Annotated in this window: 19 protein-coding genes; 4 read left to right on the plus strand and 15 right to left on the minus strand. The window is 65.3% G+C overall.

What is annotated here, in order from left to right; translation table 11 throughout:
• Positions 1-7: 7 nt before the first annotated feature.
• Both AABF56_RS12865 and AABF56_RS12870 read right to left on the minus strand, forming a co-directional pair.
• Positions 8-1,573 (minus strand): ABC transporter substrate-binding protein, encoded by a 1,566-nt coding sequence (locus AABF56_RS12865; RefSeq protein ID WP_272806209.1) that lies wholly within the window; start codon positions 1,571-1,573, stop codon positions 8-10.
• Entirely contained in the window at positions 1,546-3,015 is a 1,470-nt protein-coding gene (locus tag AABF56_RS12870) for an amidase (protein ID WP_272806210.1), read from the minus strand. Before AABF56_RS12870 ends, AABF56_RS12865 begins: the two co-directional genes overlap by 28 nt.
• Positions 3,016-3,268: 253 nt before the next feature.
• Between AABF56_RS12870 and AABF56_RS12875 the strand changes: the two genes are divergently transcribed.
• The 3 genes from AABF56_RS12875 to bioB all read left to right on the plus strand — a co-directional run bounded on the left by AABF56_RS12875 (position 3,269) and on the right by bioB (position 5,544).
• Positions 3,269-3,934, plus strand: coding sequence for a GntR family transcriptional regulator (locus tag AABF56_RS12875; RefSeq protein ID WP_272806211.1), 666 nt, complete (start codon positions 3,269-3,271; stop codon positions 3,932-3,934).
• 75 nt (positions 3,935-4,009) lie between these two features.
• The gene (locus tag AABF56_RS12880) at positions 4,010-4,570 is read left to right on the plus strand and encodes a biotin transporter BioY (RefSeq protein ID WP_272806212.1); all 561 of its coding nucleotides are present in this window, start codon (positions 4,010-4,012) and stop codon (positions 4,568-4,570) included.
• Positions 4,567-5,544 (plus strand): biotin synthase BioB, encoded by a 978-nt coding sequence (gene bioB, locus AABF56_RS12885; RefSeq protein ID WP_272806213.1) that lies wholly within the window; start codon positions 4,567-4,569, stop codon positions 5,542-5,544. The genes AABF56_RS12880 and bioB overlap by 4 nt, the downstream gene beginning before the upstream one ends.
• Positions 5,545-5,612: 68 nt before the next feature.
• On the opposite strand, the gene AABF56_RS12890 is transcribed toward bioB, so the two are convergent.
• The 4 genes from AABF56_RS12890 to cls form a co-directional block, all read right to left on the minus strand.
• Positions 5,613-7,055, minus strand: coding sequence for a TRAP transporter large permease (locus AABF56_RS12890; RefSeq protein ID WP_272806214.1), 1,443 nt, complete (start codon positions 7,053-7,055; stop codon positions 5,613-5,615).
• Entirely contained in the window at positions 7,052-7,558 is a 507-nt protein-coding gene (locus AABF56_RS12895; RefSeq protein ID WP_272806215.1) for a TRAP transporter small permease, read from the minus strand. Before AABF56_RS12895 ends, AABF56_RS12890 begins: the two co-directional genes overlap by 4 nt.
• Positions 7,559-7,625: 67 nt before the next feature.
• Complete coding sequence (locus tag AABF56_RS12900; protein WP_272806216.1) at positions 7,626-8,681, minus strand: TRAP transporter substrate-binding protein; 1,056 nt, start codon at positions 8,679-8,681, stop codon at positions 7,626-7,628.
• Between the two features lie 271 nt (positions 8,682-8,952).
• The gene (gene cls / locus AABF56_RS12905; RefSeq protein WP_272806217.1) at positions 8,953-10,374 is read right to left on the minus strand and encodes a cardiolipin synthase; all 1,422 of its coding nucleotides are present in this window, start codon (positions 10,372-10,374) and stop codon (positions 8,953-8,955) included.
• Between the two features lie 77 nt (positions 10,375-10,451).
• Here cls and AABF56_RS12910 point away from each other — a divergent pair, with 77 nt between their 5' ends.
• The gene (locus AABF56_RS12910) at positions 10,452-10,856 is read left to right on the plus strand and encodes a hypothetical protein (RefSeq protein ID WP_245082087.1); all 405 of its coding nucleotides are present in this window, start codon (positions 10,452-10,454) and stop codon (positions 10,854-10,856) included.
• A 19-nt stretch (positions 10,857-10,875) separates the two neighbouring features.
• Here AABF56_RS12910 and AABF56_RS12915 read toward each other — a convergent pair whose 3' ends face one another.
• The 9 genes from AABF56_RS12915 to AABF56_RS12955 all read right to left on the minus strand — a co-directional run bounded on the left by AABF56_RS12915 (position 10,876) and on the right by AABF56_RS12955 (position 20,148).
• On the minus strand, positions 10,876-11,268 hold the full coding sequence (locus AABF56_RS12915; RefSeq protein WP_272806218.1) for a hypothetical protein: 393 nt from the start codon (positions 11,266-11,268) through the stop codon (positions 10,876-10,878).
• The gene (locus tag AABF56_RS12920; protein WP_272806219.1) at positions 11,265-11,495 is read right to left on the minus strand and encodes a DUF2945 domain-containing protein; all 231 of its coding nucleotides are present in this window, start codon (positions 11,493-11,495) and stop codon (positions 11,265-11,267) included. The genes AABF56_RS12915 and AABF56_RS12920 overlap by 4 nt, the downstream gene beginning before the upstream one ends.
• 27 nt (positions 11,496-11,522) lie before the next feature.
• Positions 11,523-12,323 (minus strand): family 1 encapsulin nanocompartment shell protein, encoded by an 801-nt coding sequence (locus tag AABF56_RS12925; protein WP_272806220.1) that lies wholly within the window; start codon positions 12,321-12,323, stop codon positions 11,523-11,525.
• Positions 12,316-13,371 (minus strand): Dyp-type peroxidase, encoded by a 1,056-nt coding sequence (locus AABF56_RS12930; protein ID WP_272806221.1) that lies wholly within the window; start codon positions 13,369-13,371, stop codon positions 12,316-12,318. Before AABF56_RS12930 ends, AABF56_RS12925 begins: the two co-directional genes overlap by 8 nt.
• Before the next feature lie 53 nt (positions 13,372-13,424).
• Positions 13,425-13,619 carry a hypothetical protein gene (locus tag AABF56_RS12935; protein WP_272806222.1) on the minus strand — a complete coding sequence of 65 codons (195 nt, stop codon included), beginning with the start codon at positions 13,617-13,619 and terminating at the stop codon, positions 13,425-13,427.
• A gap of 58 nt (positions 13,620-13,677) precedes the next feature.
• Positions 13,678-13,932: a DUF2171 domain-containing protein gene (locus tag AABF56_RS12940; protein WP_245082102.1), complete on the minus strand. Its 255-nt coding sequence runs from the start codon at positions 13,930-13,932 to the stop codon at positions 13,678-13,680.
• Positions 13,933-13,957: 25 nt separating this feature from the next.
• Positions 13,958-16,567 carry an ATP-dependent chaperone ClpB gene (clpB, locus tag AABF56_RS12945; protein ID WP_272806223.1) on the minus strand — a complete coding sequence of 870 codons (2,610 nt, stop codon included), beginning with the start codon at positions 16,565-16,567 and terminating at the stop codon, positions 13,958-13,960.
• A gap of 169 nt (positions 16,568-16,736) precedes the next feature.
• Positions 16,737-18,770, minus strand: coding sequence for a sensor histidine kinase (locus tag AABF56_RS12950; RefSeq protein WP_272806224.1), 2,034 nt, complete (start codon positions 18,768-18,770; stop codon positions 16,737-16,739).
• Positions 18,763-20,148: a sigma-54-dependent transcriptional regulator gene (locus tag AABF56_RS12955; protein ID WP_272806225.1), complete on the minus strand. Its 1,386-nt coding sequence runs from the start codon at positions 20,146-20,148 to the stop codon at positions 18,763-18,765. The genes AABF56_RS12950 and AABF56_RS12955 overlap by 8 nt, the downstream gene beginning before the upstream one ends.
• Position 20,149: the final 1 nt, after the last annotated feature.

A 20,149-nucleotide genomic window follows, 5' to 3' on the forward strand; every position in this document is an offset into this window, starting at 1 on the left:
CTTGCCATCAGGCCAGGGTCGCCTTGTTCGCGTCCATCATGCCGTTCGGGTAGAAGTACATGCCGTCCAGCCCGTCGCGCATGGCGTGGATGAAGACCGAGGTGAACAGCGATAGCGCCGGCACCTTGTCCGCCAGCATCGGCATCACCTCGTTCTGGATCACCGCCTTGCGCTCCGCCGGATCGAGCGTGTTGCGCTCCTTGTCGAGAACCGCATCCAAATCCTTGTCCTCGATGCCGCAGATGCGCTTCGAGCTCGAATGGAAATGCGTGCGCAGCACGAGGTCCGGTTCCGGCGAGCCCGTCGACCAGCCGCAGTCGATCATGTGACCCGGCCCGCCGCCCGGCCGGTCATAGAGCCGCTCGTTCCAGGCCGCGACCTCCATGACATTGAGCTTCACGGGGAAACCCTGTTCCTGGAGCATCGCCGTGATGACCTCGCCATATTCCTTGGTCTTCGGATAGAAGCCGACCGAGGTGATGTATTCGAGTTCGGGCAGGCCCTCGCCCTTTGGGAAGCCGGCTTCGGCCAGAAGCCGCTGGCTTTCCTCCGGATCGTATTCCGGATAGTTCGGCGTATCGACATAGCCGAACTTCACCGGCGATATCCACGCCTTGGACGCGTGGCCGGAGACGCCGAGAATGTCGAGCAGCACGGCGCGGTCGATGGCATGGGCGGCCGCCTTGCGCACGCGCGGATCGTCGAAGGGCGGCTTGGAGCAGCGGAACCAGAGATATTTGTTCTCGACGGACACAGCCTTGTTCAGCGTGTAGCCGCCGGTCTCCTCGATGGTCTGGACCTGCTCGGCCTCAAGACGCTCGATGAGGTCCGCCTCCCCGTTGAGCAGCGCCAGCGTGCGGGTGGTCGCATCGCCGACGAAGCTGAAATTGATGCCGGGAATGGCCGGTTTGCCGAGATAGAAGCCGTCAAAGGCCTCCAGCACCGTCGTGTTGCCGTCCTGGCGGGCGAACTTGAAGGCGCCGGTGCCATTCGGACGCGAGGACAGCGTCTTCGGATCGGCGACATCCTTTGCGGACATGATCGGCAGGAAGGCCGACAGGAACCAGAAGAGGCTCGCCGGGTAGCCGGCCTTGTCGGTCTTGATGCGGGCGACATGATCGCTCACCACCTCGACCTCGCAGGGGCCGGGATACCACGCCGCCGGCCGGTCGGGCTGGCTGGCATATTCGAAGGTCGCCTTCACGTCTTCGGCGGTGAAGGGCTTGCCGTCATGGAAGGTCACGCCCTCGCGCAGCGTGAACTCCAGCGTATGCTCGTCGACGAGCTTCATGTCGGTCGCCAGTTCCATCACCAGTTCGTCCGGATTGTCCGGCCGCATCGGCGCGCGGGTGAGATAACCGAAGACGAAGCTCTCCAGATTGATCTGGGCGAGCGTGGTGTGCGAGGACGGGTCCCAATTGCCGGTCAGGTTCTCCGCCGACATGAAATTGAGGACCTTGCCCTCGGCGGCATGCGCCGGATCGACGAAAAAGGCGGTGTTGAGGACCGGAAGGCCGACGGCGACGCCAGCGAGCGCGGAACTCTTTAGGAATGCTCTCCTGTTGAATTGCATGACGATATCTCCGCAGTTGGATTGCTGGGTGTTCCCCACCCCGCTTTGCCGCCAGCAACGACAAGCGGAGGTATTTTATTTTGGAAAAGATGGTCTTCGGCCTGCTGGCAGAAGGCCATCACAAGCGCATCGGCATGCCGCCGGCCAACGACCTGAAGGCCGACCGGCAGGCCATTCGCCGTCAGCCCGCAGGGCAGCGAGGCCGCCGGGTTGCCCGACAGGTTGAAGGGATAGGTAAAAGGCGTCCAACCCGTCCAGGCCAGTACCTCGGACGGCGACGTGAACCCTTCCGGCGCCTCGCGGTCGGCGGCGAAGGGCTCGACCGGCACGGTTGGCATGAGCAGGAGGTCGATATCCTCGAAAAGCGCGTGGACGCTGCCGGCGAATTCGGCGCGCGCCTTTGCGGCCGCAAGATAATCGGCGAGATCGTAGCGCGCCGAAGCCTCGACGAGACCGCGAAAACCGCTCCCGAAAGCCGAGAGGTCCGCCTGCGCGCCATAGGCGACGCCACGGCCGGCGACCCAAAGCGTTTCGAAAATCCCGATCGGGTCCTGCCAGTCGAGCACGACCGGGCGGATGTCGATGCCGAGCGCCGTGGAGAGGGTCGCAACGGCGTCCCGCACCACCCGCTCGACTTCGGGCGCGACGGAAAAGCCGAACAGGCTCGGGACGAAACCGATGCGCAACGACCCGAGGGATCGCGGTGCGGTGTAGTCGACGCCGTCATCGGGCAGCGCCTGATGGTCGCGCGGATCCGGCCCCTTGAGGATGTTGAACAGGAGGGCGCTATCCTTCGCCGAAAGGCTCATCGGACCGGCATGGGAGAGCATTTCCGTTGCGCTCCACGGCCAGGCCGGTACGCGTCCCAGCGAACCCTTCATGGCGAAAATTCCACAAAAGGCTGCCGGGATGCGCACGGAACCGCCGCCGTCGGACCCCAGCGTGAAGGGAACCATCCGCGCGGCGAGCGCCGCACCGGAACCGGAACTCGAGCCGCCACTCGTCAAATCCAGGTTCCAGGGATTGCGGGTCGGCCCGTAGAACTCCGAGCAGCCGGATCCGGACCAGCCCATCTCCGTCGTCGTCGTCTTGCCGATCATGATTGATCCGGCATCGATCATCCGCTGGACAATCGGTGCCGTCGCCTTGGGAGCGAAATTCCTGTAGGCCGCCGAGCCACGCTGACAGAGCCGGTCCGCCACGAAGAAGAGGTCCTTCACCCCCATGGGGATGCCGTGCAGCGGGCCGCGCAGGCGCCCTTGCGCCCTCTCCCGGTCGCAGGCGCGCGCCTCCTCCAGGGCCTCCCTTTCGTAGACCTGGCTGAAGGCGTTGACGACCGGGTTCAATCGCCGGATGCGCTCCAGGCTTTCCTGCACGAGCGCCTCGGAGGTGAGGCTGCCTGAAGCAATTGCCGATCTGAGTGCAAGAACCGAGAAATCCACGACCTTCGTCTCCAGTTATGTGGATTTATGTTGGTTTTGTGGAAATTGTCAATATGCAGAAAATCAACAAAACACAGCCAAACCGGCACGCCTTACGCACCGAACGGCAATCGTGTTGATTTGCAATGAGAACTCACCCGGCACTGCCGCGGTCAGCATGGAGTTGCGTAGCGAGGGCAAGGCAAGGCGGCACCCGCCGACCGCGACCGAAGCGTCCTTGCCGACCGATGGATTGTCAGATTATCTATAATCCATGAGCAAGACCGACAAGACACTCGCGATAACAATCGAGGCAACGCTTGCCGAGCGGATAATCTCGGGCCGGATACAACCCGGATCGCGCCTGCGCCAGGACCATGTTGCCGAAGAATTCGGGGCAAGCCATGTGCCGGTGCGTGAAGCCTTCCGGCGCCTTGAGGCCAGGGGGCTGGCTTCAAGCGAGCCCCACAAGGGCGTCCGCGTCACCTCCTTCGACGTGGCGGAGCTGCGCGAGGTCGCGCAGATGCGCGCGTCGCTGGAAGCGCTCGCCTTGAAGAATGCCGCCCCGAAACTGACCCGGGAACTGCTGCTGGAGGCGGAAAATGCAACCGTGAGGGCCGAAAACGCGCAGAATGTGCGGCAGTGGGAAGAGGCCAACCGCGCATTCCACCGCATGATCCTTGCTCCCTGCGGCATGCCGCGATTGATGGCCGCGATCGACGATCTTCATCTCGCCAGCGCCCGTTTCCTGTTTGCGGCCTGGCGCTCGGACTGGGAGGCCCGCACCGACTACGACCACCGCGCGATCCTCGCGGCCCTGCGCGGCGGGCAGGTGAACGCCGCCTGCGATGTGCTGGCGCGCCATGTGGGTTGGATGGGGCGTGGCGCCGGCGCGCGGCCGAGCGTGGAAACCCAGGTCGCTGAAAAGCTTCTTGGCTGATTATCTATAATCTGCATTGCGACCGGTGGAATTTTCTCGTTGTTATAGATTATCCGTAACAGCAGGAATGACATCATGCACCGATCCTCGCCGGCCAATATCGTCCCCATCGATCTTCTGCGCGCTTGCGGGCTTGTGATCGGGGCGGCAGCCCTGATTGCAGCCAGCGCCAAGGTGCAGATTCCGTTCTGGCCCGTTCCCATGACGCTGCACACGCTCGCGGTGCTGTCGCTGTCGGTCATCCTTGGGCCGCGCCTCGGCCTGGCGGCAATGGCGGCCTATCTCGGTGCGGGGCTCGCCGGCTTCCCCGTGTTCTCCGGGTCTCCCGCAAGGGGCGTTGGAGCGGCCTATCTGCTGGGGCCGACCGGCGGCTACCTTCTCGGATACCTGGCGGCAAGCTGGCTCACCGGCCGGCTCGCCCGGGATGGCGGCGCTCTCCGCATCGCCCTGGCCATGCTTGCCGGCCTCTGCCTTGTCTACGCGGCCGGGCTTTCCTGGCTTGCCGGGTTCGTGCCCTCAAAATCCCTCGTCGCGACGGGCCTTGCCCCCTTCCTTCTGGCGGATCTGCTGAAGGTCGGTCTCGGCACAGCCATGATCTGCGGCTGGCGCAGCCTGCGCAGCGGGGCTGCGCGATGATCCGCACCGATTGGACCATTGAAGAGGCGCAGGCCATCCACGACCTGCCCTTCCCCGAGATCATGTATCGTGCGCAGGACATGCACCGACGCAATTTCGATCCAACGGCCATCGAGACCGCAAGCCTGTTGTCGATCAAGACGGGAGGCTGCCCGGAAGATTGCGGATACTGTTCACAAAGCATCCACAACGATACGGGCGTCAAGGCGACCAAGCTGATGGAACTGGACAAGGTGCTGCGATCGGCCCGGCGGGCCAAGGCTTCCGGGGCACAGAGATTCTGCATGGGCGCGGCCTGGCGAAGCCCGAAGGACCGCGACATGGACAAGCTCTGCGCCATGATCAAGGGGGTCCGGGAGATGGGGCTGCAAACCTGCATGACCCTCGGAATGCTTTCGCCCGAACAGGTGGAGCGCCTCAGAGCAGCGGGGCTCGATTTCTACAACCACAATATCGATACCTCGCCCGAATATTACGGCGAGATCGCCACCACCCGGACGATGGAAGATCGCCTGGAAACCGTCGATCGCGTGCGCAAGGGCGGGATCAAGGTTTGTTGTGGCGGCATCCTCGGCATGGGGGAAGAGGCCGCCGACCGCATCTCCATGCTCGTGACGCTGGCGACCTTGCCCGTCCATCCCGACAGCGTCCCCATCAATCTCTGGAACGAGATCCGCAACACGCCGGTTGAGAAACGGGCAAAACCCGTGGACCCGTTCGCCCTCGTCCGGGCGGTCGCCCTGGCACGGATCCTGATGCCGCGCAGCGTAGTTCGCCTGTCGGCCGGCCGGACAGGCATGAGCCAGGAACTCCAGGCGTTGTGTTTCGTCGCGGGGGCGAACTCCATCTTCGTCGGCGACGTGTTGCTGACAACGGAAAATCCGGCGGCCTGGCAGGATCGGGAGTTGATCGGCAAGCTGGGGATGCGGTTTGCCCCGCTGCGCGCGGCAACCGTGCCAATCGCCGCCGAGTGAAGTCATGGCGCCGGCAGCGGCGCCACAATACACCGGCGCCGGCGGCAAGGCGGCGGGCCGCCCTCGCGTCAGTTCAGCAGATGCACCAGCCACAGTGAGATCGCCGGAAAGGCGAGGAGAACGACAAGACGGACGGAGTCCGCGATGACGAAGGGGAATACCCCGCGATAGGTGCTCACGATCGGAACGTCCCGGGCGATTTTGTTGATGATGAAGACGTTGAGGCCAATCGGCGGCGCGGTGAGGCCGATACCGACGACGACGAGCACCAGTATGCCGAACCAGATTGCAACGTCCTCGGTCGGCATGCCGAAGTCGAGCGAGAGCACGACCGGCATGAAGACCGGCAGGGTCAGCAGGATCATGGCCAGTTCGTCCATCACCGCGCCGAGGACGATATAGGCCAGCATCATGCCGCAGATGACGGCATAGGGCGGCAGGGACGATTCGCCGATCATCGAAGCGAGCGTCATCGGCATCTGGGTCAGCGCCAGGAATGCGCCGAAGACCTCCGCCCCAAGCAGGATGAGGAAGATCATGCCGGTCGTTTCCGCCGTCTGGAGGAAGCTGTGCCGGATGTCCTCCAGGTCGAGGCGCCTCTGCGCAATGCCGACCGCCAGCATGATGGCGGCTCCGACGGCCGCTCCCTCGGTCGGCGTGAACACCTGGCCGTAGATGCCGCCGACGACGACCACCGCGATGGCCGCCGCCGGAACGACGGCGAAATCGGCAAGGACCATGAGCAGGCCGAGGATCGCCAGCAGCACCCCGCCGACCGCGCCGAGATATCCCGCAAGCCAGGCGCCCGCAGCAAGGAGAACCAGCACGGCGCCCGCGGGGCGGGTCCATGCGGGGCGCGGAGTGGCTGCCGGCGGCGCGAATTCGATCGGCGGCGCCAGCTCGGGATTGCGCCGAACGGCAACGGCGATCGCGACGATGTAGAACGCCACCGCGATGAGCCCGGGGATCAGGGCCGCCTGGAAAAGCTTGGCGATGTTCTGCTCGGCGGTAATGGCATAGATGACGAGGATGACCGATGGCGGAATGAGGATGCCCAGCGTGCCGCCGGCCGCGATGGTGCCCGTGCCGAAGCCCGGATTCACGTTCGCCCGGCGCAGTTCCGGCAATGCCGCCCTTCCGAACGTGGCGGTGGTGGCGACCGACGAACCGCAGATGGCGCCGAAGCCGGCGCAGGCGGCAATCACAGCCATCGGCATGCCGCCCCTCAGGCGGCCAAGGCTGTGTTCCGCCGCGCGCAGGAGCGTTGCCGCGATACCGGAGCGCTCCGCCAGCGCCCCCATCAGCACGAACAGCGGAATGACCGACAGCGTATAGCTGGCGAACTGGCTGTAGGCGTTGGTCTGCAGATAGTAGATCAGGGCGTGGGGGCTCGACAGCCATGCATAGCCGGCAGCGCCGACCACCAGCATGGCCAGGGCGATGGGCATGCGCGCCGCGATCAGCAGCAGCATGGCGCCGAACCCGAGCAGCGCGATGGAGAATCCGCTCATCTGCCGCCTCCAAGCTTGCGAAAGGCGACCGCGAGCGTGATCAGGCAGGCGAGCGCGGCGAGAAGGGAGCAGGTGACATAGACGGGCCAGACCGGCCAGGCGATCTGGATCAGCGTTTCGCCATAGGCGCGTGCGCTCAACCCTCCGGCCAGGAGCCCCCAGGAGAAGAAGCCGAGGAAACCCGCCAGCAGGAGGTTCCAGAGCCCATCGACAACGGCATTCAAGCGCGATCGCAATTTGAGCGTGAAGGTATCGACGGCGATGTGGCCGCTCTTGGCAGCCGTATAGGCCAGAAAGGCGAAAACGGCGGTTCCGACGCTGATCTCGACCAGCTCGTAGTCTCCCGGGATCGGCTTGTTGAACAGCCGGCGTCCGGCGACGCTGACCGTCACCAGCACGGCCGCAAAGCAGATGAGAATGCCGCCGGCCACGGCCAGCATGCCGGCCAGGCGCTCGACCCAGCCCGCTCGATGATCCGGGCGCGGTTGTTCGACCTTTTCCATGAAAGGCTCCATAGCGATCGTGGAGAGATGCGCCGGAACGGCCAGGGCACCGTCCCGGCGGTCCTGGTCAGGCCTTGGCGTATTTCTGGATCGCGTCCTGCGCAGCCTTGAGAAGCGCCTCGCCGTCGAGCCCCTTCGCCTTCATGTCGGCGACCCACGTGTCGCGAACCGGCGCCGTGGCTTCGAGCCAGCGCGCCTTTTCCTCCTCGCTGATCGTGGTGACCTTGTTCTTGCCGCCGGCCTCGACCTTGGCGCGAACCTCGGCGCCAACCCTGTCCCACATTTCACCGGCGGCGTTTGCGAAGGCAAGGCCGCTGTTGCGGTCCAGGATCTCGCGCAGTTCGGGGGCAAGGCCCTCGTACCGCGCCCTGTTCATCGCCAGGAAGAAGGTCGCGGTATAGAGCGTCGGCGTGCCCGGTATTTCCAGATGATACGAGGTCAACTCGTCGATCTTGAGCGAGGGCACAACCTCCCACGGCACGACGCAGCCGTCGATGGCGCGCTGCGCCAGCGCGTCCGGAATCTGCGGGATCGGCATACCGACCGGTGTTGCGCCGAGCGCGCCAAGCGCTTCGCCGGCCAGGCGGGTCGGGTTGCGCAGCTTCAGTCCGGCAAGGTCTTCCTTCGTCCTGATTTCCGTGTTGCTGTGGATCAGGCCGTGGTCATGGGCCCAGAAGCAGAGGATCTTGGTATCCGTCACCCCCGGAACGACATGGGCCTGGGAATATTCCTCGCAGGCCGGCGCGTTGACCGACGCCTTCTGCGCGGCGACGAACGGCAGTTCGAAGACCTCTGTCGAGGGGAACCGGCCGGGCGTGTTGCCCGGCAGGGTCCAGACGATGTCGACGACGCCGTTGACCGCCTGGTCATAGAGCTGCGGCGGCTTTCCGCCGAGCTGCATGGCCGGGAAGATCTCGACCGTGAGCTTGCCGTCGCTCTCGTCGGCCAGCGTCTTGGCCCAGGGCATCAGCAGGTGCTGGTGGACATTGGCGGCCGGCGGCAGGAAGTGGTGCAGCCTGAGCGTGACGGCCTCCTGAGCGCGTGCGATGGTGGACTTCAGGACAGCCGGGGCGGCAAGCGCAATCCCCGCGGTCGCCATGAACGTTCGCCTGGTGAATTCCATTCTCTCCTCCTTGGATCCGGCCTCCCCGCCTGCTCCTCCTCGAGCAGACGAATGCCTGATTTCATGCTGAAAGCGGCCGCGCCACACCAGCATATTTAACATGCTAAGCAAATTATGCAGGTTTTGCCCGATAATCAATAGGCGTGATCGCGGCCAGAACATTTACAGCCGAAGCCGCATCGCCTCGACGTCATGCTCGCCCAGGATGGAGCCGCCCGCGCAAGCCGACGGCAGGGGGAGAAGGAACGTTATTCATGGCGGGGGATCACGGCTACAGTAGCGGCCCGACGATCGCGAGGGCATTGTTCCACAGGCGCCGCCCGATGCCCCAGGAGCCGACCTCCTCCGGCAGGATCCGCAGGCATTGCGTGAGATAGGTCTCCTGCCGGGCACGCAGCGTCGCCGTCAGGTCCGCGTCCTCGACGAGGACGTTGTTCTCGTAGTTGAGGTCGAAGCTGCGCCGGTCCATGTTGGCCGAACCGATCAGCGTGATTTCCCCGTCCATGGTCAGCGTCTTGGCGTGAAGCAGCCCGGCTTCGTATTCGAAGATCTTCACCCCCGCATGGAGAAGGTCGGAATAATAGCTGCGGCTTGCCGCCGCCACGGCGAAGTCGTCGTTGCGCGCGGGGAAAACGAGGGTGGTGTCGACACCCCGGTTGGCGCAGGCGCAGAGCGCCGCCTGCATCGCCGCGTCCGGCACATAGTAGGGCGTCGTGATAAACAGCGAGCGCTTCGCCGCATAGATGAGGGTCTCGAACATTTCCGGCATGGCCGAGTTGCGGAAGGTGGGGCCGGTGGCGATCACCTGCGCGGTGAAACCGGGCTTCACCGCTTCCATCGGCCGGCGCAGGAGATCACTGATATCGCCACCGCCGTTGCCCATCCAGTCACTGGCGAAGAGATGCTGGTTCTGCCGCACCACCGGACCCTCGAACCGCATCAGCACATCGACCCAGGGGGCGAATTTCCTCTTGGGCAGGAACTCGGGATCGGCGCAGTTCTGGCTCCCGCAATAGGTGATGCGGTTGTCGATGACCGCGATCTTGCGGTGGTTGCGCAGATCGATGCGGCCGGTAAGCGCGCGCAGGAGCGGGTTGCCGATCACCAGCGCCCGGCGGACATCCGCCCCCGCCGCCGCCATGTCCCGCCAGAGCGGGCCCCGCACGAGATCGCGCGAACCCAGATCGTCGACGAGGACCCGGCAGGCAACCCCGCGCCGCGCGGCACGCTGCACCGCCTCCGCCACCTTCGTGCCGTTGCGGTCGGCAAGCCAGATGTAGAACAGGAGATGGACATGGTCGCTCGCCGCGTCGATATCCGCGACCATCGCATCGATGGCGGCGTTCGAGTCCTCCATCAGGCGGGCACTGTTGCCGCCTACCGGCAGGTAGCCGCTGATCGACCGGCCGACGGCGAAGAGCGCCTCGTGCCTGTCCGGCGTCCGCGGCGCAGCATGCCAGCCCGGCGCATCCTGTGGCCGCGGCAGGCCAAGGAACGCCGCCTTCAGCCGTTCCACACGCTTGCGCCCGACATTCGTCCGCCCGACGAGAAGATAAGCCAGCGCGCCGAGATAGGGCAGCGTCAGGACGAGGACGAGCCAGGCGGCGCGCGATTCCGGCTGCCGGTGCGGACGCAAGAGGATATGCGCGGCAGCAACCGCGACAACGAGAATGTGCACGGCCATGAACACCATATTGCGCCTCCACCCGTCGCATTCCCTTCACCGATCCCGTACCATCCCGAAAACCCCTGGGAAAGGCGAGACCACCCATGCGCGCATTGCGTCGTATCGTTGACGATATCCGGGCGCTGGTCCGCGCCAGCAGCATCCCGCACTCCCACCTGCGCGACAGGCTGAGCGCCGCCCTCGCGCTGACCTTCCTCGTCGACATCGTCGCGAGCGGCCTTCTTTTCCTTCTGGAGAGAAACCATTCGCAAACGGACATCCATACCTTCTGGGATGCGTTGTTCTTCACCACCTCGCAGTTGACGACGCTCTCCTCCGCCATGGCAAACCCCGTCACCGTGCCCGGAAAGGTGCTGTGCCTGCTGATCGATATCTATGCGATCACCGTGGTCGCGACCGTGGCCGGCATGTTCGGCGCCTTTTTCTCCCACCGCAGCGCCGATATCGCACGAGACGGGCAGCGGGATGGCCCCGACAGGCCGGCGTGAGGGATGGCCGGCCCATCCCTCAAGGGGCATGCCCATAGAGAAGATCGAGCGCGGCGAGCACGATGAGAAGATAGGTGCCGTTGCCGGCGGCGTCCTCGTCTTCGGAAAGGTCGAAGCGTTTCCACGCGCCTTGCCGGTTGCCGGCCTCGTATTCGCGGATCACCGTCTCGGCGGTCTCACGGGTCTCGGCGAACTGCGCGGGATCGAAATGCAGCCCCTCCCCGTCGGCGAAAAGACCGTGCGCCCTCAGAAAAGCCGCCATGGGCATGGACGTCCCGGAAAGATAGACCAGGAGGTCGCCGGCATCCATCGGCTGGTCCGCCGATTGGGGCACCAGGCCGGCGCGGTCGGTCAGCAGACCGGCTTTCGCCTGGATGTCCTGCGTCAGTTGACGGGTCGTCACGAGGGTCATGACGTGCTCCATTCGCCCTCGACGAGACTGAGAGCGCCGCCCTTGTGTGCGGCGATGTGGTCGGTCTTGTCGCTCTTGATCTCATATTGCGGATCATCGGGCGATGCCCGGTGGGTGTGGCCCTTGTAGTCGAAGTCTTCGGTATGGACGGCGATGATGGTGCCCGACACCCGGCCGGCCTCCGAATTCCAGGTGACATGGTCACCGACTGCAAATCGCCTGCTCACTCCGTCCTCCTTTCCTGCCGTTCCGCCTCACTCCGGCACCAGCGCCACCGCCGCTTCGGTCGTCAGCGTGCGGAAGATCAGGCTTTCCTGCACATAGAGGTCGACGGTCGTGGCCGAATGGCCGAGATAGCCGATGGAGAAATCCTGCCCGACGGTCAGCTCGAAATCGCCGCCGCGCAGCGACAGGACGAGGCCGCCTTCGATGGCCGGCGCCCAGACGATCCCGCCGTCGACGATCCGCTCGATATGGTGGAAGACCGGATAGCCATCGTCGCTGCCGCCGCTCGCGGCGATATAGGCGTCGCTGCCGAGCACCAGCGCATACGGCCCCTGCACGCCGGCAAGGCGAAGCTGGCCGACCGCCCGCGCCACCGCATCGGAATAGCGCTTCACGCCGGCCGGCAGCGGCACGGCGGGATTGCTCGCGGCCGCGCGGATACCCTTGATGCCGGCGGCGGCATAGCCGTCGAACACGGCGCGGTCCTCGGCAAAGGCGATCGTGCGCATCGCCTCCTTGACCGGCGACCAGTCGCTGTCGAGCGCGCCGCGCTCCACGTCGTCGATGGCGCTGCGCGAAAGCTGGAAGGGCACGCGAAGCTCGACCAGCGCCTTGACCTCGCGTTTCACCGACTGCACGCCTTCGGCAGGCGGCGCGATCGGCATCACATGGCCCGTGCCGACCGCCGAAAGGCCGGAGCCTGAGGGGCCGACCATGTCGACCACCCGGCGGGCGGCGAGGTGGCGCTTGAGCGTGCGCGCCGCCTCTTCCTCGATTTCCGCCCAGGCGGCCTCGGAGACGGGTGCAAGTGCACGGTGCAGGTTATTCATGAGAAGCCCCTTTCCGGAGAGAGCCGATGCCGAGCGATCCGTCGCCGCGGCGCGAGGGTGGCGGGTCCGCCGCCGCCGGCGCAGCCGCCGCGGGCGCCGCAACGCCATCGGGCAGGACCGCGTCGAGGAAGGAGGCGGAGGGAATGAAGAACAGCGTGCCGGTGACCGCGCGGCTGAAATCGAGCAGCCGGTCGTAATTGCCCGGCGGACGGCCGATGAACATGTTCTCCAGCATCATCTCGATCCGCCGCGGCGAGCGCGCATAGCCGATGAAATAGGTGCCGAACTCGCCCTTGCCGACGCTGCCGAACGGCATGTTGTCGCGGAGGATCTCCAGCTGCTCGCCATTCTCCTCGATCGTGGTGAGCGCGTTGTGCGCGTAACTCGGCTTGGCGGCATCGGAGAGTTCGATGTCAGAAAGCTTTTCCCGGCCGATGATCCTCTCCTGTTCGCAAACGGGCACACGGTTCCAGGCGGCGAGGTCATGCAGGTATTTCTGCACGATCACATAGCTGCCGCCGGCAAAATCCGGGTCCTCGTCGCCGATGATCGTGGCCGCCACGGCAGCGCCGTCGACCGGGTTTTCCGTGCCGTCGACGAAGCCGATCAGGTCGCGGTCGTCAAAATAGTTGAAGCCGTGCACCTCGTCTTCCGTCGAAACGAAGCCGGTCAGGCGGCTCATGATCTGGCTCGCCAGCTCGAAACAGAGATCCATGCGCGCGGCGCGGATGTGGAACAGAAGATCGCCGGGCGTGGCGACCGCATGGTGCTGGCCGCGGATTTCGCGGAAGGGATGCAGCTCCTTCGGGCGCGGCGCGCCGAACAGCCGGTCCCAGGCATCCGAGCCGATGCCGAAGACGCAGGAGAGCCCGCCCTCCAGATCGCGGAAACCAACCGCCCGCAAAAGGCCGGACAGATCGGCGCAGAGCGCTCGAACCGCAGTCTCGGCCTCCCGGCCGGACCCGAGCGTGACGACCAGAAAGATGGCTGCGCGCGTCAGCCGCGCCGCGACCGGCTGCGGGACGACGGAAGGGAGGACTGCATTCATGGGCAACCTGTTCGGCAATGGCGGGAAGAGACGAAGCCGGCTGGAAAGCCGGCTCAATCCATGTCGCGGAAGGCGTGTCCGTTTGCCTCGACCGCCTTCACCACATCGGAAGGTAGCGAGTCTTTTTCCACCGTGCCATCGAAAATCCAGTCCTTCGCATCGGCAATGTCGGGCAGGCCGGCGCCGGTGCGCACATAAAGGCCGATCGCCGGCTTTTGAGGATTCAGGTAGAGATCGTAGTTTTCCATGAGGGCGCCCTGTGCTGGAGAAAACGGGGCGGCCGGAGGAAAGCCGCCCCGGAGCTGGTCAGAGGTCGACCGGACGGCCGGATTTTTCCTCTTCCAGCGTCACGGCGATATTGGCATTGGCCGACAGGCGCACCTTGTCGCCCTCGACGCCGGCCACGAAGCCCATCTCGATGTAGTGGTGGTGGCCTTCGTGATGGCCGAAACTGTCGCTCTTCTTCAGCTTGATGCGGTTGCCTTCCACGCGGTCGACCGTGCCCACATGCACGCCGTCGGCGCCAATGACTTCCATGTTTTCCCGAACCTTGTCGCTCATGCCATTTCTCCCTTTCGGATGATGTTCAGACCATGTCGAATTCGTCTTCATCGACGAATTCAGGCTTCCTGCCATTGAAGGTGATATCGCCATCGGCGGCGGAAACGCGAACGCTCGTTCCGTCGCGCACCTCGCCGGCGAGGATCATTTCCGCCAACGGATCTTGTACATAGCGTTGGATCGCCCGTTTCAAGGGACGGGCGCCGTAGGCCGGATCCCAGCCCTTTTCCGCCAGCCAGTCGCGGCCGGCGTCATCGAGGGTGACCGCGATCTTGCGCTCTTCCAGCATGCGGGCGAGGCGCGCGAACTGGATGTCGACGATCTTGCCCATGTCGCTCTTCTGCAGACGGTGAAAGAGGATCACGGCATCGATGCGGTTCAGGAACTCCGGCCGGAAATGCGCCCGGACCATCGTCATGACCTCATCGCGCACGGCGCTGGTCTTTTCCCCCTCCGGCTGGTTGAGGAGGAATTCCGCGCCGATGTTGGAGGTCATGATGATGAGCGTGTTGCGGAAATCGACCGTCCTGCCCTGCCCGTCGGTCAGCCGGCCGTCATCCAGCACCTGGAGCAGGATGTTGAACGTGTCGGGATGGGCCTTCTCGATCTCGTCGAAGAGGATGACCTGATAGGGACGGCGGCGAACGGCCTCCGTCAGCACGCCGCCTTCGTCATAGCCGACATAGCCGGGTGGCGCGCCGATCAGCCTTGCGACGGAGTGTTTCTCCATGAATTCCGACATGTCGATGCGCAGCATCGCGGTGTCGTCGTCGAAGAGGAAGGCCGCGAGCGCCTTGGCAAGCTCGGTCTTGCCGACGCCCGTCGGGCCGAGGAACATGAAGGATCCGATCGGCCGGTTCGGATCCTGGAGGCCGGCGCGCGACCGGCGCACGGCGGTGGAGACGGCACGTACCGCCTGCGCCTGCCCGACGACGCGCCTGCGCAGCGTCTCTTCCATGTGCAGCAGCTTTTCCCTCTCGCCCTCCAGCATCCGGTCGACCGGCACGCCCGTCCAGCGCGAGACCACCTCGGCGATATTGTCGGCGGTCACCGTTTCACCGGCGGAGGAATGTTCGCCCTCCTCGATGGCCGCGAGCTTCTTTTCGATCTCCGGGATCGTGCTGTAGGCAAGCTCCCCCGCCCGCTGGAATTCGCCCTTGCGCTGGGCGTTGGCGAGTTCCGTGCGCAGGTTCTCGAGCTCGCCCTTCAATCTCTGGGCGTCGGACAGCTTGCCCTTTTCCGCCTGCCATTTCGAGGTGAGATCGGCCGAGCGGCGCTCCATGTCCGCCAGTTCCGTGTCCAGCGCCTTCAGCCGGCTTTTCGAACCTGCGTCGTGCTCCTTCTTCAAGGCCTCCTGCTCGATCTTGGCGCGGATGATCTCGCGGTCGAGGGAATCCAGCTCGTCCGGCTTGGAATCGACCTGCATCTTCAGCCGCGCCGCCGCCTCGTCCATCAGGTCGATGGCCTTGTCCGGCAGGAAGCGGTCGGTGATGTAGCGGTTGGAGAGCGCGGCGGCGGCGACGAGGGCGGAATCGGCGATGCGCACGCCGTGGTGCAGCTCGTATTTCTCCTTGAGGCCGCGCAGGATGGAGATCGTGTCCTCCACCGTTGGCTCGGGCACGAAGACCGGCTGGAAACGGCGGGCGAGCGCCGGATCCTTCTCCACATGCTTGCGATATTCGTCGAGCGTCGTCGCCCCCACGCAATGCAGCTCGCCACGCGCCAGCGCCGGCTTCAGGAGGTTGGAGGCGTCCATCGCGCCGTCCGTCTTGCCGGCACCGATCAGGGTATGCATCTCGTCGATGAAAAGGATGATGCCGCCGGCCGCGGAGGTCACCTCCTGCAGCACGGCCTTCAGGCGCTCCTCGAACTCGCCGCGATATTTCGCGCCGGCGATCAAGGCCCCCATGTCGAGCGCCATCAGGGCCTTGTCCTTGAGGCTTTCCGGCACGTCACCGTTGACGATGCGCAGCGCCAGCCCTTCCACGATGGCCGTCTTGCCGACGCCCGGCTCGCCGATCAGAACCGGGTTGTTCTTCGTGCGGCGGGAGAGGACCTGGATGGTGCGGCGGATTTCCTCGTCGCGGCCGATCACCGGGTCGAGCTTGCCGTCGCGGGCGGCGCGCGTGAGGTCACGGGCATATTTCTTCAGCGCGTCATAGGCGTTTTCGGCCGAGGCATTGTCGGCGGTGCGGCCCTTGCGCAGCTTGTCGATGGCGGCGGCGAGGAGCGCCGCGTCGAGCCCGCTGCGTTCCAGAAGCTTGCCTGCGTCGCTCTGCCTGTCCTCCAGCATGGCCTGGAACAGGCGCTCGACCGTGACGAAGCTGTCGCCGGCCTTCTGTGCCAGCTTTTCCGCCGCGGACAGCAGCCGGGCGGCCTCCGAGGCCAGATAGACCTGGCCCGAGCCGCCCGTGACCTTCGGCAGCTTCGCCAGCTCCGTCTCCGTCACCGCAAGAAGGGCGCGCGCGCTGCCGCCGGCCCGTTCGACGAGGCCCGAGACCAGCCCCTCCTCGTCGTCCAGAAGAACCTTGAGCAGATGCAGGCTGGTGAATTGCTGGTTGCCCTCGCGCGTGGCCAGCGACTGTGCCGACTGAATGAAGCCGCGCGCGCGATCGGTAAATTTCTCGACGTCCATCGATCACCTCTCCCATGGGGCCGGCCTGCCGCCGTCCTGCCTCGGGAAAGGAATTGCAACGGGCATGCCAGTCTTCATGACGAGAGAAATCAAGGGCTTGCGCTGCAGATTGGCAGCCGCTCAAGACAGAGTGTCGAAAAGCCCGCGGACATTCTGTCCGGCATTCCCGTCAGAAATCATCCTCTGTCGCCGGCAGCCAGACCTTGAAGGTCGTGCCTTCGCCGGGCTGGCTGCGGACCGTGATCTTGCCGCCGTGCTGCGACATCAGCATCTGGCTGATCGAAAGGCCGAGGCCGGTGCCTTCCCGGGATTTGGTGGTGAAGAAGGGATCGAAGATCCTGCCCATCACGTCCGGCGTCATGCCCGCGCCGGTATCGCTCACCTCGATCTCGACGCCGTCCACGCCGCCATGCGCGGCATCGACGGTGCGCAGTCCAAGGCGCCCGCCCCGCGGCATGGCATGGATGGCATTGACGATCAGGTTGACGAGAACCTGCTGAAGCTCCGTCCGGCTCATCCGGATCAGGCGCAGCGCGCGGTCCTCGCGCTCGACGGTGATCATCGTCTTCTTCAGGAGGTGCTGCACCAGCGGCAGAGTGTCGGAAATGACATCGGCGGGGGCATAGTCCTCGGTGAAGCCGGCATATTCCTGCGGCTTGGCGAATTGCAAGAGCTTGGTGACGATCTCGGTGATGCGGTTCATCTGCTGGTTGATCAGGCGAAACTCCGTCTTCGCCTCCTCGGCGCCCGGCCCCATCATGTCACGGATGATTTCGAGGTTGCCCTGCATGACGGCGATCGGGTTGTTGATCTCGTGGGCGACGCCGGCCGTGATCTCGCCGATGGCGGCGAGCTTCTCCGACATGACGAGCTGGCGCGTCGTCGTCTCCAGGCGCGCGGCGGTATCGCGCAGTTCGAGCGCCCGCTGCTCCGCCCGTTGGCTGAGCTCGTCGTTCCACAGGCGAAGCTCCGCGTCACGCGTCTGGATGCCGTCGAGGAGCCTGTCCAGCTCGCTCGCCACGAGACCGATCTCGTCGCGGTTTTCGACCGCCCCGGTCCGCGCCGCAAGGTCCCCGTCCTCGACCCGCGCGATGGTCTCCTTCATGCGTTCGAGCGGCCTGAAGATGGTGCGGGCCCAGATGAGGAAGAGCGGCACCGTGGCGAGGACGGCAGGCAGGAAAGCGACGCCCATCGTCAGCCATGTCTCGTGTTTCACCTTGGCGAAGGGCGCCTCGACGAAGCCAGCGTAGAGCATGCCCACCCGGCGGCCGTAGCTGTCCACGATCGGCTCATAGGCCGACACATACCAGTCGTTGACGACGAAGGCACTGTCGAGCCAGGTCTTGCCCTGGTCCAGCACCGTGCTGCGCACCTCTTCGGAAACGCGGGTGCCGATGGCGCGCCGATCACCGAACAGGCGTACATTCGTGCTGACGCGTATATCGTCGAGAAAGAGCGTGGCGGTGCCCTGCGTGCCGTCGGGCTGCGTGGAACCGTGATAGATGAGATCGTTGATCGCATCGACGAAACCGAGGTTGCGGTTGAGCAGGATGCCGCCGACGAGCGCGGCGCGCCGCCCGTCCGGCAAAAGCAGCGTGGCGGCCGATTGGAGAACGAGCCCGCGCGTCTCGACGAGGCCGCCCGGCGCGCCGTCACGCACCACGGGCACGATCTCGACGCGCGCCCTCTCCGCCAGTTGCGGGGAGAGCGCCGAAAGCTCCGAACCGGCGAACACGTCGATCGCCGTCCTCGACCGGCCGGCAAGCGCCGAAACCACCACGGGCCAGTCCCAGCGCAGCGTTGCGGGCGTCGCCGCCTTGTCGCCGGCAAGGATCTCGCCATCGTCGGCAACCACATACAAGAAATCGAACCCGCCGCGCTGCGCGGTCGCCTCGAGATAGACCGGAAACGCCCGGTCCGACTCGTTCCCGGCGCGCAGCAGCTGGCGGAAGCGCTCGGATTCTCCGATGGCGACCAGCCTGTTTTCGGTGTTTTCCAGAATACGGGAAAGATATTGGCGTGCGATCGTCAGGTCGTCGTTCACCTTCGCGATCGTCACCGCGTCGAAACGATCGTTCCACCGGTCGATGCCGATGGCGAGCAGGACCGGCAGGACGACCAGCATCGGAACCAGCGCGATCGCCAGCAGGCGGTAGCGCACCGACCGCCGGAAGAAGCCTGATTTTTCGCTCGCCTCAGCCATACCAGCTTGCATATTTTCGATCGATGGTCTTGCGCGAAATGCCGAGGCGCCGGGCCGCCTCCTCCCGGTCGCCCCGCGCCTCCCGCAGCACGGCAAGGATATGCCGCCGCTCCATGTCGGCAAGGTTCTCGCTGCGCGGCTGGTCGTCATCGGCCGCGACAGGCCCGATGCTGGCGGGAAAGCCGCCGAGGATGACGCTGCGCTCGATCAGGTTGCGCAGCTCGCGAATATTGCCGGGCCAGTCGTAGCGGAGCATCGCGGCTTCCGCCTTTTCGTCGATGCGAACGGGCGGCATGCCGAGCTGCTGGGAGAGTTCCCGCATGAACATGTCCGCCAGTTCCAGTACGTCCTCGCCCCGGTCGCGCAGGGGCGGAAGATGGATCTGGATGACATTGATGCGGAAATAGAGGTCCGCCCGGAAGGTGCCTGCCTCCACGCGCTTGGCGAGATCGGCGTTGGTGGCGAAGATGAAGCGGGCATCGAAGGGAACCTCCCGCTCCGAGCCGACCGGCCGCACGCGCCGGTCTTCGAGGACGCGCAGCAGCTTGGTCTGCAGCGGCAGGGGCAGCTCCCCGACCTCGTCGAGAAACACCGTGCCGCCATGCGCATGCAGCATCAGGCCTTCACGGCTGCGGCTGGCGCCCGTGAAGGCGCCCTTGAGGTGGCCGAACAGTTCGCTCTCGATCATGTCCGCCGGAATCGCGCCGCAGTTGATCGGCACGAAGAGCTTGTCGGCCCGGTCGGACAGCATATGCAGCGAGCGCGCCGCCACCTCCTTGCCGGTGCCCGACTGGCCGGTCAGGAGAACGGATGTCGGCAGCGGCGCGATACGGGCAATCGTCTCCCGGATGTGCTGGATGGCCTTGGACCCGCCGAGAAGCTTGTTGCGCAGGAGAAGCTGGTGCGACGGCGAGGTCAGTTCGTGGCGCAGCACGTCGTTCTCGCGCTGCAGCCGCTTGCGGTCCAGGCAGCGGGCAATGGCGTTGAGCAGCTGGTTCGAGCGGAAAGGCTTCAGGATGAAATCCACCACGCCGGCCCGCAGCGCATCGATGGCCGTGTCGAGGTCGGCATAGGCCGTCATCAGGATGACATCGGCGAAGAAGCCGATGGCGCGCTGCTCGGCCAGCCATTCGAGACCGGTCTGGCCGGGCATGATGTTGTCCATGATCACGACGTCGAAATTCTGCTCGTCGAGCTTGCGGGACGCCTCCACCGTATTGGCGGCGACATCGATCAGCCGGCAGCGCGGCCGCAGCGTCTTGATCAGGAAGTTGCAGATGCCGGGCTCGTCGTCGACGATGAGGATCGCGGCCTGGGCCAGCCATGGCCCGAACTCCGCAAGGCCGGGCGGCTCCGCCGCGCTTCTGTTCTGCCCCATC

This window comes from Shinella sp. WSC3-e (assembly GCF_945994535.1).
Lineage (GTDB): Bacteria > Pseudomonadota > Alphaproteobacteria > Rhizobiales > Rhizobiaceae > Shinella > Shinella yambaruensis.

Coding starts and splice junctions, on each gene's coding strand:
- AABF56_RS12865 (WP_272806209.1), bottom strand. CDS start 1,573: ATGCAATTCAACAGGAGAGCATTCCTAAAGAGTTCCGCGCTCGCTGGC.
- AABF56_RS12875 (WP_272806211.1), top strand. CDS start 3,269: ATGAGCAAGACCGACAAGACACTCGCGATAACAATCGAGGCAACGCTT.
- AABF56_RS12880 (WP_272806212.1), top strand. CDS start 4,010: ATGCACCGATCCTCGCCGGCCAATATCGTCCCCATCGATCTTCTGCGC.
- bioB (WP_272806213.1), top strand. CDS start 4,567: ATGATCCGCACCGATTGGACCATTGAAGAGGCGCAGGCCATCCACGAC.
- AABF56_RS12890 (WP_272806214.1), bottom strand. CDS start 7,055: ATGAGCGGATTCTCCATCGCGCTGCTCGGGTTCGGCGCCATGCTGCTG.
- AABF56_RS12895 (WP_272806215.1), bottom strand. CDS start 7,558: ATGGAAAAGGTCGAACAACCGCGCCCGGATCATCGAGCGGGCTGGGTC.
- AABF56_RS12900 (WP_272806216.1), bottom strand. CDS start 8,681: ATGGAATTCACCAGGCGAACGTTCATGGCGACCGCGGGGATTGCGCTT.
- cls (WP_272806217.1), bottom strand. CDS start 10,374: ATGGTGTTCATGGCCGTGCACATTCTCGTTGTCGCGGTTGCTGCCGCG.
- AABF56_RS12910 (WP_245082087.1), top strand. CDS start 10,452: ATGCGCGCATTGCGTCGTATCGTTGACGATATCCGGGCGCTGGTCCGC.
- AABF56_RS12915 (WP_272806218.1), bottom strand. CDS start 11,268: ATGACCCTCGTGACGACCCGTCAACTGACGCAGGACATCCAGGCGAAA.
- AABF56_RS12925 (WP_272806220.1), bottom strand. CDS start 12,323: ATGAATAACCTGCACCGTGCACTTGCACCCGTCTCCGAGGCCGCCTGG.
- AABF56_RS12930 (WP_272806221.1), bottom strand. CDS start 13,371: ATGAATGCAGTCCTCCCTTCCGTCGTCCCGCAGCCGGTCGCGGCGCGG.
- AABF56_RS12935 (WP_272806222.1), bottom strand. CDS start 13,619: ATGGAAAACTACGATCTCTACCTGAATCCTCAAAAGCCGGCGATCGGC.
- AABF56_RS12940 (WP_245082102.1), bottom strand. CDS start 13,932: ATGAGCGACAAGGTTCGGGAAAACATGGAAGTCATTGGCGCCGACGGC.
- clpB (WP_272806223.1), bottom strand. CDS start 16,567: ATGGACGTCGAGAAATTTACCGATCGCGCGCGCGGCTTCATTCAGTCG.
- AABF56_RS12950 (WP_272806224.1), bottom strand. CDS start 18,770: ATGGCTGAGGCGAGCGAAAAATCAGGCTTCTTCCGGCGGTCGGTGCGC.
- AABF56_RS12955 (WP_272806225.1), bottom strand. CDS start 20,148: ATGGGGCAGAACAGAAGCGCGGCGGAGCCGCCCGGCCTTGCGGAGTTC.